Source organism: Burkholderia sp. Ac-20353 (genome assembly GCF_017104785.1).
In the GTDB taxonomy this organism is placed as follows: Bacteria; Pseudomonadota; Gammaproteobacteria; order Burkholderiales; family Burkholderiaceae; genus Burkholderia.
In genome coordinates this window covers 30,399-42,758 of record NZ_JAAGPL010000005.1, presented here as the reverse complement: position 1 = coordinate 42,758, position 12,360 = coordinate 30,399, and the positions used below count along the sequence as shown (strand labels likewise).

The following is a 12,360-nucleotide window of genomic DNA, read 5'->3' as shown; positions in this document are numbered from 1 at the left end:
TTTCGGCAGGAAAGCAACGCGTCTTCAGCAAGGTAGCTGCCAAGGCGGCGATTCGATTGGTGCGTTAAAAAATTGCAGATAATAAAATGTTAACCGTATATACTGCAGCCAGATAACGCAAACGAGTTCCCGGGATGAGCAACAAGACAGTCCAGCGGCTTCTGCAAGAAACCCGGCGTAGCCACCCGATCGATTCCGACATGCTCAGGGACATGGGGGTGAGCGCCGCGCTCGCAGCGCACATGGTCAAATCCGGTTGGCTGCAGCGTCTCTCGCAGGGGGTCTACCTTTTGACCGGCGACACGCCATCAAGAGATGGCTCGATCGCCTATCTGAGCCGATGCATACCCGGCCTTCATGTTGGTGGCAAAACAGCCCTTGCCTGGCAGGGTGTACACCACAATATCGCCTTCCGGGAAAAGGTAGTTCTATGGGGAGAGAAGTCGTACCGCATTCCTCCGTGGGTGGCGGAACACCTGAGCTACTCGTACCAGACTACAACCCTGTTCGACGACGATTTTCCCTACGAGAAGGGCCTGAAACCCCTTCCGGCCGGCGATCCCGGAGTGCTGGTCTCTGTGCCTGAACGGGCCATCCTGGAGCTCGCGAGCGATATCGGGAAGGGCCAGTCGATGGAGGAGGCGAGCAACCTGATGGTCGGCTTGCGTAATATCCGCTCCGACGTGCTGGACGAGTTTTTGAGCCACTGCAAACGCGTGAAGGTTGTAAGGCTCGTGCGCGACCTCGGCCTTGAAGCCGATTTTTCATGGGCAAAAGACCTTCAGAAGCATGTAGACCGTCTTGGCGCCGGGAAACGATGGTCGAACAAAACGAAGAACGGTCGGCTGACACTCAAGCCGCAATGAATGAGATCGACGTAGACACCGTCCGACTGATGCTCAGCGTCGCACCGATCGTCTTCGACACGCCCCGCCATTCCCACAACTGTTGTGTCAGTCGCAATTACTTTGGCACCCTAAGGGTGGATCGCGCAGACTACCAGAACGTCGATGCTTGGTTCACGGACATCCAGGAGATGACCGGCTTGTGCCAGTTCGCACGCACGTGAAGGACGGAAAGCTAGCTAAAAACCTGGAGCTTTCTGCCTGAAGCCGCTCAACCGGTTGAGCGGCTTTATTAATTTCGTCGCCCGCCGCGCGTACGACGGTCCCAAAAGCCCCTCAAAATCGGCCACGTTTCGGTGCCACGGAGGTTCCCAGTCGTCGCAAAAATAGTCGCATGCCGCGCGTGCGGTGACGATCAACCAACAAGGAGCCCTCCCAATGAGCACGATCAACGAAGCGACGCCCGTCCTCGATGGCGAAACCGAGACGCTCGCGACCACTCAACCGCACGTCCCCGCCGATGCAGAGACGGCGGGCGCCGGCGTCGTTGCCACCGGCGAGACGGATACTCCCGCGCTGCCGACGACCGACGGCGCGGATGATGGCGAACTCGAGCGCGAGCTGGTCGAAATGGAAACCGCCGCCGCGACGCTGCACAAAGAGGGGATGATCAGTGACGCGGAGGTGCAGGAGAAACGTGAGCAGGTTGCGCGCACGCGCAAGCTCTTCAAGGATCTGTCGCCGGCCGAGCGTGCCGCGATTGTCCTGCGCCGCCGCGAGATCGGCCGGGAGCTGATGAGCCGGCAGCTGTCGGGCGCCGCCGTTGTGACGGCCGAGGTTCGCCTGAACCACACTCGCATGAAGCCGCTGTTCGAACAGTGGTGGCCGTACCTGAACCGGATGAGCATCAACATGCAGCGATTCGGCCGGTCGACCTTCGGGGCGGAGGATCAGGAGGTCGTCACGACGTATCTCGACAACCAATTGAAGAATTTGGAAGCGTATGTCGGCGAGCAGCTGGAGGTCGCACGCGAGTATCGCCAGAAATCCGAAGCGTCGATGCGCGAGAGCGGCGAGGTCGTGTTCTCCCCGACGGTCACGAAGCCGTCGCTGTCGGTGGAGGTCGAGGCGTACACGCGCTTTTCCTATCGCCTGCTGACGCTCATCATGAAGTTCGACCAGGTGATGGACCACTTCGACTTCCTCGTCTGGAACGGTCTGCGCGACCAGTCGGACGTCGACGAGGAAACCGCGCGATTCCTGCGCAAGTTCCATCCGATCGGCCTGCGGGGGTACATGACGCACCTGCGGCTGATGACGACGGTTCGCGGCCGGTAAGCCGAGCAGGTGAGTGCTATGCTCGACGAACTGAATCCCCAACAGCGCGAGGTGGCACTCCTGCGCCGCCACTGTCTCGCGATAGCATGCCCGGGCGCGGGTAAGACAAAAACGATTGCGGCCAAAGCGGCCAGGCTGCTCGCCGATTCGGCCGCGGTGGTCGGCGCCGTGACCTTCAGCAAGGATGCCGCGCTGGAGTTGCGCGACCGGATCCTGGCCGTGGCGGGGCCTGACGCGAAGCGACAGCTCATCGCGGGCACATTTCACTCGTTGGCGTTCCGCCAATTGGGGCAACCCGGCCGGCCGCGTCGCGACATAGCCTCCGATGGCGACCGCCTCGGGATGCTCGCGCGGGTGATCACGGAGTTGGGCCTCGAATGGAAAGTCGAAGAGGCCGTGCCGATCATCGAGCGCATCAAGACCAATTTCGGAAAGGTCGACGCCGGCACGACCGAGGCGCAGCTATATCGCGCCTATCAGGACGCACTCGAACGCAACGGCAAGATCGACTTCCAGGACATGCTGCGGCTTTCGGTCGCCGGCATGGAAAGCAGCGAGATTCGCCCGTACCGATTCACGGATCTGCTCGTCGACGAGTTTCAGGACACGGATCCGTTGCAATACCGATGGGTCGAATTGCATGCGCGCGCCGGCGCGCACGTGACCGTCGTGGGTGACGATGACCAGAGCATCTACGGATTCCGCGCGGCGCTCGGCTTTCGCGGTATGGAGAGCTTTGCCGGCACCTTCGAGGCGCAGAAAATCGTGCTTGGCAGCAATTACCGCTGCCGGGCCGAGATCCTGTCGGCTGCCGACAGGGTGATCCGCAACAACGCCGACCGCATCCCGAAAGTGTTACGGGCAGAGCGCGGCGAAGGGGGCGGCATTGGCAGCCAGCGGTTTGATGACGAGTATGCGGATGCGGTGGCCGCCGTCGAGGCATTGCAGCCGCGCCTGACCGCGGGCAAGTCATGCGCGATTCTCGCGCGCACGAACCGCATTCTCGATCCGATCGAGGCGGTATGTCGATCGCATGGCGTGCGGTACTACCGTGCATCGGGTAGCTCGGTGCTCAATCGCCCGCAGGGCGCGCTGATGTGCAACCTGCTCGAGATAGTCGAGGGGCGCAAGCAGAACGGCGTCGACGCGGTGCTGGCCCACATGGGCATGAGTTCGCCCGATCTGGCCGCGTTGCACCGGGACATGGACGCAGACTTCGTGCAGCGGCAGAAGAAGGATCTGGTCGCGCTCGGGCTCGCGGACGATACGGCCACGGCATACCGGGGGTTCATGAAGCGACTGGCGGAGTGGCAATCGCTTTGCGAGCGCGAATTCTATTCGCTCGCGCTCGAAGGCGTGTTCGAGTGGATGATGGGCTACGCGAAGGGCGATCAGGCGATCCGCGCCATTCAGGGCACCTACGACGTGATCAGCCGCTTGAATGGGCTGTTTTCGGAGCGTATCGACTTCCTCAAGCGCGACAACAACAAGCCCGTCGACGGCGCGCTGGTGCTCACCACCATGCACAGCTCGAAAGGCCTGGAATGGGATCACGTGTGGATCAGCCGGGCAGAAGAGGGCGTGGTGCCCGATGAAAAGAGCCCGGAGTCGGAAGAGCGTCGCCTGTTCTATGTCGCGATGACGCGCGCGCGGGACAGCCTCGTTATCTCGACCATCAAAAAAAACCCGGTTTCCCGGTTTGTGATCGAATCGAAGATCGACTGACGTAGGGCGTCAGAGTAAGTGCGACTGGCGCCACCGTTTTGCGACTCGGCGACGGAGCTGGTGCGACTGGCCTACGTTGATTGCGGATGCACGCCATGGCGAGCCCTTAGACCGGTCAGTGAACCGGGAGCGTCAGCCGATGGTCGATGTCCGCAACCATGCATCGGGTTGGCGGCTGAGAGACCCGCCCCCCCGTCACCCGTCCGAACTATGCAACGGCGCTAGTTCTGGGTCTAGACGGTAATATGAGGGCCACGACAACAACCGCAAGATCACTTCGATGGATCGGACTGTGTGCAGCGTCGCGGATGTACTGGAACGGCTTAGGACGGTCGAACGCGGGATAGTGACGTTCGATGGCTGCACCGGAGCGGGCAAAACCACCATGGCGGCGATAGCCAGTTGGGTACTCGGGCACCCGGCAATAGACGTGGACCCCTATGTAAACAAAAATAAGGGCGCATTTTTCAATGAGCTCCAGGTGCCTAAGCTCCGGCGCGATGTTGAGCAGGCGCTAGCGCGCTCGCCGGTGTTGCTGTTATCCGGCGTGTGTATGGGTTGGATACTCCCGAAAATAGACCAACAGTCCGCCCTTTCCGTTTATGTCTGGCGGCGCTCGTCTATCGGTCTTCCATGTGATACGGATATCATCGACGCCGAAGATGGGGCGCCGTTCGAAGACTGTGAGAGCATCATCCCCGCCAACGAATACGATCCCACCGCAGCCGCGCTCGATAGAGAACTCCATGCATACCATGCGGATTGCCACCCTGTCGCTAATGCGGATCTCCTGTATCTGCGCAAGTCCGCCGAATGACAGCCGTGGGGTAAACTTCCAGCGCGGGCAAACCGCAGCACGATCGGGGAAAACAATGAGAAAGGCGTTTGTGGGGTTGCTGATGTTGGCAGGGGCATGCACGGCGGCCTATCCTGCGCGTGTGGTTGTCCCCAACGGCTTTTACACGGGAAACAGCTACCAAGCGCTTTCGCCGCTTGAGCGTGAGCGCTATGTTGCGGGGGTTCTAGATGGCCTGCTGTCTTCGCCGTTGATGGCGAACGCTAATATCCCGTTGGCAGGCAACCTTCAAAAATGTTCGTTGCAACTCGGACTAAACACCGCACAGGCAACGGCCATTGTCGAAAAGTACATGATAGACCACCCCGAACAATGGGGATCTGGGGCGGCGTGGATCGTGCTTGCGGCCATGAAGGATGCATGCAATAAAACCGGTAATCCTATAGCCGAAATGCGATAAACGGAAGCAGCCATGCTTGAACCACCGCCCAATCTCACCGATGGTCAACTCCATCGCCTCATCTATTCGACGTGGGACTTTCAGCAGGCTCTTTCGGCCCTAACGTTCCTCATGGAAGAGTGCGATTTTGAGGCCAGATACAATCGTGTGGAGCTTCGCAAATTCCGCTGCTACGAGGCTAGTCTCATCATCTCGTTTGCAAGACCATTTGAACCATCGAGGGGGCAGACCACCATTGGCTTAAGAGCAATCGGATTACAGCTCAATCCGGAAGAGACACGACTGAAGGAGGCGATGCTCAGCCTTCGCCGAAAGGTCATTGCGCATTCGGACGAGCAACTTATGCACTTCAGGGCCTCAACGCATCAACCACTTGAAGATTCGCTCATTTCCTTGCCCCTGCTTCAGTTCACTGAATCCCTCTACATTGAGGCGGCGCAATGCAGACCGCTGGAAACGCTCCTCCGCAAGCTCATAGCCGGAATCGGCAAAGCCCTCTTTGCCTTGGCACAAGCCGAACCAGAGCGCCTTAACCTTTACAAGCAGCCCAATGTCGCAAATGCAGAGGTCCAACTGGTCGCACGAGCCGACTCGCGTCGATAGGATGCCGCTCGCGTCTCTGCTTCAACATTCTTGAAAGACTGCTTTGTCAAACTGCAAACCTCCACTTTGGGTCGGCTACGGCCAATCGCGTACTGCGAAATGCTACAACTTTGGCGCGGAAGTAGGCCAGTCGCACGAACTCTGACGCGCCCGCCCGGGCACCTGTGGCGCGACTAAACGTAAGTCGTTGATTTTCAGCGTGCACCGTTGCAAACACTCTGTCACCCTACGACTGATCTATCTCCCGACTACGTCGGCCGCCACCCGGCGGCCGAGTCGCATTTGAGACTCTCCCGCGTGGCGGTTAAACCGCTGCCACAGCGATGGGCGCGACCGGTTCAGCCGGCGGGACCTGTTGCACCGGTTCGGCGGTGTTTTCGATCACGAGTTCGCGCGCGACGCGGCTGATCTTGCCATCGAGCGAGGCTTTCGGGCCAAGCCGGATTGTGCCGCAGTAATAGACGTTGCCCTTGACCCGCCCGTTAATCTCCAGCATTTCGCGCGCGTGCACGTCGCCTTCGACTGCGCCGTCGATGCGCACGTATTCGCCTTGAAGTTGCCCCTTAACCATGCCACCCTGCCCGATATGCAGGAGGCCGGCGGTCGAGACGATACTGCCGTTAATCAGCGCGAATGCACTGACGCCGTGGTCGAGGATCAGGTCGCCGTGGATGACTGCGCCTGCTGCGAGCAGCGTGACGTTGAGCGATTTGGTTTTCATGCGGGACCTCGATCAGAATATTTGAACGTCGCCGGACTTTGCGGCTGCCGGGGCCTTGGACGTGGGGGCCGGTGCGGCTGCAGGTGCGGCGGCCGCGTCCGGCTGCGCTTTGGGTGCCACGTGTCGGCGTGGTGCGATATGCCGGACGGGATGCGGCGCGGGCAGCTGCGCGGTAGATTCCGTGTCCGGTTGCGGTCGAACCGGCGCTCGATTGACCTGGGTCTGCGGCTGCGGAGTCGCTGGTGCGGCTGCTGCGCCATTCGACGCTTGGGCCGGAGCCGCTCGACGCGGTACACGAATCGGCGATGCTTCGGCTTGCTCGACGTCACTGGCAGGCGACGGGGCTGCCTTTGGGGCAACAGCGGGGGCTTCGCTCGAGTGCGCGGCCAGTTCACGGGGATCGACCTTCGCCATTCCCTCGGCCACTGGCTTGCCCTCTCCGGCGGGGTCAGCCGAGGTGAGCGGGCGAGGTGAGACTGGAGCGCCTTGCGCGGAATCCGGGCGGGGCGGTACCACTGCCACTGCGGCGTGCGGGGCCGGGGTATGCATGGCCCGCCACAGTTTCGCGGCGCTCATGCCGCCAGCGCCCACCACCATCGCAACCGCGAAGGCGATCAATGCGGGCTTGGCGATTCGCCCATACCGCGTGATGCGCGCGGCCCGCGACCGATCGCTGGCAGACCGCGAGGGTGCCGGCAATGCCGACATTGCCTTTACGTGCCCGGTGATGTCGATCACGATGGGCTGCGACGCGTACTGCGCGTGCAGGGCCTCGATTTCTCGTATGTCCATGGTATCCCCTCAATTGTCTGGTCGAGCGTAACCCGCTGCCGGCACAGTCAAGTGCATCGGCAGACTACGTTCGAAAGGCTGAGATCGCGTTACTGCTCGCGACGCGAGCCGTCGGAGTCGTACTGGTCGTTGTCGGGCTCGCAAATCCGGGCGATCCGCTCGATGCGCCCCTCGGCGTTGGCGAGGATCGTCGCCCGGTCTTGTGCGGTGATCTTCTCGGCGAGCAGTGCCTCCATCGTCGAGACGAAGAGCCGATCGTACTGGGTGAGGCAGCGCACCAGCAGGCCAGCGAGCGGCCGCGTGATCTGCAGTTCGATGCGCTCGTGAGGGAGTCCGACCTTGCGTGCGTTGTGCTTCTCCACCCACTCGATCGCCTTGCGCAGCCATTCCGAGGCGTCCCGCAACGCTACTTCCAGTGCCCGCGTCTTGCCGCCGCGCGCGACGGCAATTTTCGACGCACAGAAGTTGTAGTCGCCGCGAATGAAATTCCGAGCGAATTGCGAGCTGTACCGCAGGACGGTGGTCGAATCGGACGTCGGGATGATCCGCGCGATTCGCGTGTCACTGGTAAGGCGTTCGATCGGCTTCAAACCGCTCGCCGATGGGGCCGGCTCGGCGGGAGTGTCTACGGGGTGTGCAGGGGCGACGGACGGTTCCTCATGGGGGTCCGGCGGCAAATCAAGAACAGCGGCCATGGCTTTTTCGGGTGGTCTCTCTCACCGATGATTGTGAGGGAACCCGATTTAACAATTTGCCGCAAAAGCTAGTCTGTTTTCGCGAGCTTTTCGGGGATTGCGAGCGGGATTTTCCGCAATACTGACTCTACTTCTCGCGTCAACGACGCATCGACCTAGACTTCGAAGCCCGAAGTCCATCTTCTGTATAAGCAGTGCCATCGGGCATGCTCCGACCAGTTGGCAACTGGTGTGGAATCTTCTGCTGATGAGCGCCTCGCCCGCGCTCCCCCTTTTTCAGTCATAAAATTCGTTGCTGGCCGCATTCATTTGCGCCGCGACGTCGTTCGAGCCCGGACATCGGGTGTCTCTCTCCAGACCAGAGTTTGGGTAGAACGACTGTAGCCGACTGAGCCGTGATCCTGCGGCGGAATGGAAATTCCGAAAATGGGTAGTTGCGCGGCGTGACCATGCTGCGCGAGGACGGCTTAACGTCCTCGATATGAGCCGACCGGCTCCCTGAGCACCACGTCCCCAGAAGGGACGTGGTGCTTGGGTCATTTCCACCGAATCCAAGAAGCGCGTTCCTCGACCGGGGAACGCGCTTTTTTTTCGCCGTTTCGTTCTGTCCCGGAGGTTCCAATGCTTCCCAACCGTCTCGACGCGCGCATCGCCACAGTGATCAGCAACACGATCGCCGAGGAGCGTGCAACCGCAGATTCCGCGTCGCCGTCCTGGCGTGCGCGGTGCGAGGTGGCTCAGGTCGCGATGTACAGCGATCCCGAGCGCCGCATCTTTCTTTCACACATCACCGAACGCCGCGGAGAGGCGGCAGCCAGTGAGTTGGAGCAGTCGGCCAGCACATTGCGCACTCAGGCGATCTTTATTCTTGCAAGGAAACCATCATGAATGCTGTTGTCAGTATGTTGGGCGGTCCCGCGCGCAGCGTGGTCGAGGAACGGGCCATGCGCCCTCCCGTGATCGGGCGAATCCGGCCGGGTATCAAGGTGCTCACCTCCAAGGCGCGGCAGAATCCGAAGGCGGTGAAGCTTTACGAAACGATAGTCGCCGCAGGCGACTCGTTCGAAACGATTGGCAAGGCGATCGAATCGCAATGCCAACTTCGGAACGCGCTCGCGCCGAAGAATGTCGACTATTTCACCTGCCGTCGGTCGGATTTCAACAATCCGGACGTCGCCGACGAGATCCTCAATCTGTACGGCGAGGATCGCGGGCAGGGGCTGCGCCTGTACCGGTTTCCGGTGCTATTCGCCTTCAACGACTGGATGCAGAACCTCCCGAACGAAATGGCCTCATGGGGCACGTCGGGCCGGAAGTTCTTCTCCCAGTATGGGCCGGACGGCATTCGGTACTGCAAGACCTACGCGAAAGCCCAGCACGATCCCCGCGCCCAGCGCGTCACGCGCCATTTCGGTGGCCGCGATGTGATCTTGCGCCAGGACGAGGCCATTGCGGACGGCATCTGCGATCCCGAGCAGTGCCCGCAGTACCAGACCCGTCAATGCAACCTCACCGCGCATTTCGTATTTGCGATTCCCGACATCAAGGGTCTTGGGCTGATCGAACTACCGACCAACTCGATCTACGTGCTGCAGAAGGCCTACGCGGCGATGCAGACCGTTCAGTTGGCGCGCGGCAAGCTCACCGGCACGCGTTTCTGGCTGTCGAAGCGGGAGTTCGACATCACGCGTATCAACGAGAACGGCGAGCCGGTTCGCCAGCCGCAGATGCTGACGGTCCTCGACGCCGATATCGACATCGGGGCGCTGCTGGATGGCGCGGATGACTCGCCGCCGGCGATCGAAGCGGCCCAGAGTGCGGTCGCGCTGCTCGGCGCGGGGAGCACGGTCATTTCGCTTCATCCGTCCGAAGCAAGCGGCGAATCGATGTTCGATGACGAAGCAGGCCCGTCGCATGTCGACGGTACACCACGCGTCGACTTCGGTGATCCGCCTCCGGAATCCATTGAGGAGAAGCGGGATCGTTTACAGGACCTGCTGCAGCGGCTTCGTCTCAACGTCGACGGTCGTCGCGACCACTTCCGCATCTACGGCCACGGGAAATTCGGGCGTGGCTGGACAGAGCGGTCGGCAGACGTCGACGTCATGATCGCAAGGCTGATTGCCGCGATCGACGCACCGGACGTCCTCGACCGAGAGATCGCAGAGGCTGTCGAGACGTTCAACAAGCGGTAACGGCAATCAACATTTCGCCAGCCCTTCGGGGCTGGTGTTCTTTTCAGCGGAGAGCATCTCAGCAAAGTGAGTTTGCTCAAGTGCTTTCGACCGCGTCCTTGACGCATCGAACCAGTCCGCGCAAGCGGCCATCTCTTGACTATCCATTTCGGAGAAATGTATGCGCCGGATCGGCAACATCACGGCGTTCTTTGGCGCCATCGACGTACTGAGCAATTGGTATCCAAGTCTCTTCACGTATCACGGGGTTACCTTCACGTGCACCGAACAATTCGTGATGTACGCGAAGGCGATGCTGTTCGAGGACCTCGCCACCGCGTCGCAGATCCTCGCGGCTTCCTCGCCGCGCGAGCATAAACGTCTTGGACGCGTTGTCCGCGGATTCGATAACGTCGCCTGGGAACGGAGTCGCGAATCGATCATGTTCGTCGGCTGCCGGGAGAAATTTCGGCAAAACGCGGATCTCGCAGTGGCGCTGCGGGAAATGGGGACGACCACGCTCGTCGAGGCGAGCCCGTACGACCGCATCTGGGGCGTCGGCCTCGGTGAAACTGATCCGCGCATTGCGGATCCGTCGAACTGGCAGGGGTCGAACCTGCTCGGCAAGACGCTGATGCGGGTGCGCGACGTGCTCTTCCCGCAGTAATTCTCGTTCGCCGGGTGTCGGCGTTCATTAATTGTTGGCCGCCGTGAGGCGGCCATTTTTCATTATGGAGGCAACGATGGAAATCGCGCATTTTTCTGACTTGCACTACTCGCCGGAAAACCTCGCCGAGGCCGACCGATGTTTCAGCTACGCGGTGGACGATGCGATCGCGCGTGGTGCACGTGTCGGCGTCGTCTCGGGCGACTCGACCGATCATCGGCTCGATGCGCACGCGCCTGCACTGCATGCGCTTGCGACGCAGGTGCACCGGCTCGCCGATGCGATGCCCGTGATCATGCTGCAGGGCACATTCTCGCACGAGCCGCCCGGCACGCTCGACAACTTTGCGTTGATGGGCGCGCGCTATCCGGTGTTTGTGGCGGATCGGATCTGTCAGGTGGCACTGTTCGAGGGTGAGTTCCGCGCATCCACCGGGCCCGTGTTTTCCGAGAAGGACATGCTCGATTTCATGGGCCTGAATCCGGACGCCGTGTTCACCTGTTTGCCAACCATCAACAAGGGCGATCTCGCGTTGAAAGTTGGCGCGTTATCGGCGTCGACATCGCTTGGCGAGGTTCTGTCGGACTATCTGTCTGCGGCGGGCCGGCTCAATCGCCGATTCCGCGGGATGGGGATTCGGACGGTGGGCATCTCGCATGGGACGGTGAACGGGTGCACGACCGAGCACGGCGTCACGATGGCGGGCTTCGACCATGAATTCAGCCTCGGCGCGCTGTTCGACGCCGAGTGTGCCGCGTTCATGCTCGGCCATATCCACAAAGCTCAGGGTTGGAACCTTGCCGGCCGGCGCGTTGGCTATCCGGGTTCGATCGGGCGCTTCCACTACGGTGAGGAGGGCGACAAGGGTTACCTGGTCTGGGATGTCTCGGCGGATGGCGCGACGTCGCAGCTGGTCGCGACGCCGTCGCGCGAGATGGTCTATCTCGAGTTCGACGGCCCGCCCGACGCGGAGCAGCTTGCGGCGCTTGCTGCCGAATCGGCCGGCAAGTTCGTGCGGGTTCGCTGGCAGATCGACGAGGAGCACCGGCAACTGGTCGACCGCAAGGCGATCGAGGCGATGTTTGCTGGTGCGGCGGGGTTGAAGCTGGAGCCGCGTGTGCTGCCCGTTGTCCGCAGCCGCGCCGAAGGCATCAGCAAAGAGCTCACGGTGAACGCCAAGGTGGCGCGCTGGTGCGAGTTGGCCAGTGTTGTGCCGTCGCCCGTGCTGGAACGACTGCAGTTGCTCGACACCGGGGACGCGGACGCGATCGCTGCGGCCGTGCTCGACCGCGTCGCGCAATTGCGGGGGCCGGCGGTGGACCAGGTTGCCGATTCGCTTGTCGATCGGCCGTCGCAGGATGTTGCGACACTACCGACAGCCCATGTCGAAACGGTATCGCAGTCGTCGTCACTGTCCTGGCTCGACGATGACCTGTTTGCCGCTTAACTTTGAACACTCAGCCGTGTTCCGATAGCCCTCGGGCTATCGAAACGAGGTTCACCCCGCGTCGCACGACGCATCGATCGCAGTAACGCTGCATCAA

14 protein-coding genes are annotated in these 12,360 nt (G+C 61.3%); 12 read left to right on the top strand and 2 right to left on the bottom strand.

The window, feature by feature from the left end:
• Positions 1-134 precede the first annotated feature (134 nt).
• From G3N94_RS01895 to G3N94_RS01865, 7 genes are all read left to right on the top strand, one after another.
• Complete coding sequence (locus tag G3N94_RS01895) at positions 135-866, top strand: type IV toxin-antitoxin system AbiEi family antitoxin domain-containing protein (RefSeq protein WP_205790389.1); 732 nt, start codon at positions 135-137, stop codon at positions 864-866.
• A complete protein-coding gene (locus tag G3N94_RS01890; protein ID WP_205790497.1) occupies positions 863-1,069 on the top strand; it encodes a hypothetical protein in 207 nt (68 codons plus the stop codon). The genes G3N94_RS01895 and G3N94_RS01890 overlap by 4 nt, the downstream gene beginning before the upstream one ends.
• Before the next feature lie 214 nt (positions 1,070-1,283).
• Positions 1,284-2,183, top strand: coding sequence for an ATPase (locus G3N94_RS01885; protein ID WP_205790388.1), 900 nt, complete (start codon positions 1,284-1,286; stop codon positions 2,181-2,183).
• An 18-nt stretch (positions 2,184-2,201) separates the two neighbouring features.
• Positions 2,202-3,908 (top strand): ATP-dependent helicase, encoded by a 1,707-nt coding sequence (locus G3N94_RS01880; RefSeq protein WP_205790387.1) that lies wholly within the window; start codon positions 2,202-2,204, stop codon positions 3,906-3,908.
• Between the two features lie 280 nt (positions 3,909-4,188).
• Positions 4,189-4,725 carry a hypothetical protein gene (locus G3N94_RS01875; protein ID WP_205790386.1) on the top strand — a complete coding sequence of 179 codons (537 nt, stop codon included), beginning with the start codon at positions 4,189-4,191 and terminating at the stop codon, positions 4,723-4,725.
• A gap of 55 nt (positions 4,726-4,780) precedes the next feature.
• Positions 4,781-5,164, top strand: coding sequence for a Rap1a/Tai family immunity protein (locus G3N94_RS01870; protein WP_205790385.1), 384 nt, complete (start codon positions 4,781-4,783; stop codon positions 5,162-5,164).
• A gap of 12 nt (positions 5,165-5,176) precedes the next feature.
• Positions 5,177-5,767: a hypothetical protein gene (locus G3N94_RS01865; protein WP_205790384.1), complete on the top strand. Its 591-nt coding sequence runs from the start codon at positions 5,177-5,179 to the stop codon at positions 5,765-5,767.
• Positions 5,768-6,071: 304 nt separating this feature from the next.
• Here G3N94_RS01865 and G3N94_RS01860 read toward each other — a convergent pair whose 3' ends face one another.
• Positions 6,072-6,488 (bottom strand): polymer-forming cytoskeletal protein, encoded by a 417-nt coding sequence (locus G3N94_RS01860; protein WP_205790383.1) that lies wholly within the window; start codon positions 6,486-6,488, stop codon positions 6,072-6,074.
• Between the two features lie 547 nt (positions 6,489-7,035).
• Here G3N94_RS01860 and G3N94_RS01855 point away from each other — a divergent pair.
• Positions 7,036-7,311, top strand: coding sequence for a hypothetical protein (locus G3N94_RS01855; RefSeq protein ID WP_205790382.1), 276 nt, complete (start codon positions 7,036-7,038; stop codon positions 7,309-7,311).
• Between the two features lie 58 nt (positions 7,312-7,369).
• Here G3N94_RS01855 and G3N94_RS01850 read toward each other — a convergent pair whose 3' ends face one another.
• Positions 7,370-7,975, bottom strand: coding sequence for a DUF1845 domain-containing protein (locus tag G3N94_RS01850; RefSeq protein WP_205790381.1), 606 nt, complete (start codon positions 7,973-7,975; stop codon positions 7,370-7,372).
• A gap of 621 nt (positions 7,976-8,596) precedes the next feature.
• On the opposite strand from G3N94_RS01850, the gene G3N94_RS01845 reads away from it, so the two are divergent.
• From G3N94_RS01845 to G3N94_RS01830, 4 genes are all read left to right on the top strand, one after another.
• Positions 8,597-8,863: a hypothetical protein gene (locus G3N94_RS01845; RefSeq protein ID WP_205790380.1), complete on the top strand. Its 267-nt coding sequence runs from the start codon at positions 8,597-8,599 to the stop codon at positions 8,861-8,863.
• The gene (locus tag G3N94_RS01840; RefSeq protein ID WP_205790379.1) at positions 8,860-10,170 is read left to right on the top strand and encodes a hypothetical protein; all 1,311 of its coding nucleotides are present in this window, start codon (positions 8,860-8,862) and stop codon (positions 10,168-10,170) included. The genes G3N94_RS01845 and G3N94_RS01840 overlap by 4 nt, the downstream gene beginning before the upstream one ends.
• Positions 10,171-10,330: 160 nt before the next feature.
• Complete coding sequence (locus G3N94_RS01835; RefSeq protein ID WP_205790378.1) at positions 10,331-10,816, top strand: NADAR family protein; 486 nt, start codon at positions 10,331-10,333, stop codon at positions 10,814-10,816.
• Between the two features lie 76 nt (positions 10,817-10,892).
• Positions 10,893-12,263 (top strand): metallophosphatase family protein, encoded by a 1,371-nt coding sequence (locus G3N94_RS01830; RefSeq protein WP_205790377.1) that lies wholly within the window; start codon positions 10,893-10,895, stop codon positions 12,261-12,263.
• Positions 12,264-12,360: the final 97 nt, after the last annotated feature.

Bases quoted from the DNA above. Each gene is read 5' to 3' on its own strand.
- G3N94_RS01895 (WP_205790389.1), top strand. From the start codon at position 135: ATGAGCAACAAGACAGTCCAGCGGCTTCTGCAAGAAACCCGGCGTAGC.
- G3N94_RS01890 (WP_205790497.1), top strand. From the start codon at position 863: ATGAATGAGATCGACGTAGACACCGTCCGACTGATGCTCAGCGTCGCA.
- G3N94_RS01885 (WP_205790388.1), top strand. From the start codon at position 1,284: ATGAGCACGATCAACGAAGCGACGCCCGTCCTCGATGGCGAAACCGAG.
- G3N94_RS01880 (WP_205790387.1), top strand. From the start codon at position 2,202: ATGCTCGACGAACTGAATCCCCAACAGCGCGAGGTGGCACTCCTGCGC.
- G3N94_RS01875 (WP_205790386.1), top strand. From the start codon at position 4,189: ATGGATCGGACTGTGTGCAGCGTCGCGGATGTACTGGAACGGCTTAGG.
- G3N94_RS01870 (WP_205790385.1), top strand. From the start codon at position 4,781: ATGAGAAAGGCGTTTGTGGGGTTGCTGATGTTGGCAGGGGCATGCACG.
- G3N94_RS01865 (WP_205790384.1), top strand. From the start codon at position 5,177: ATGCTTGAACCACCGCCCAATCTCACCGATGGTCAACTCCATCGCCTC.
- G3N94_RS01860 (WP_205790383.1), bottom strand. From the start codon at position 6,488: ATGAAAACCAAATCGCTCAACGTCACGCTGCTCGCAGCAGGCGCAGTC.
- G3N94_RS01855 (WP_205790382.1), top strand. From the start codon at position 7,036: ATGGCCCGCCACAGTTTCGCGGCGCTCATGCCGCCAGCGCCCACCACC.
- G3N94_RS01850 (WP_205790381.1), bottom strand. From the start codon at position 7,975: ATGGCCGCTGTTCTTGATTTGCCGCCGGACCCCCATGAGGAACCGTCC.
- G3N94_RS01845 (WP_205790380.1), top strand. From the start codon at position 8,597: ATGCTTCCCAACCGTCTCGACGCGCGCATCGCCACAGTGATCAGCAAC.
- G3N94_RS01840 (WP_205790379.1), top strand. From the start codon at position 8,860: ATGAATGCTGTTGTCAGTATGTTGGGCGGTCCCGCGCGCAGCGTGGTC.
- G3N94_RS01835 (WP_205790378.1), top strand. From the start codon at position 10,331: ATGCGCCGGATCGGCAACATCACGGCGTTCTTTGGCGCCATCGACGTA.
- G3N94_RS01830 (WP_205790377.1), top strand. From the start codon at position 10,893: ATGGAAATCGCGCATTTTTCTGACTTGCACTACTCGCCGGAAAACCTC.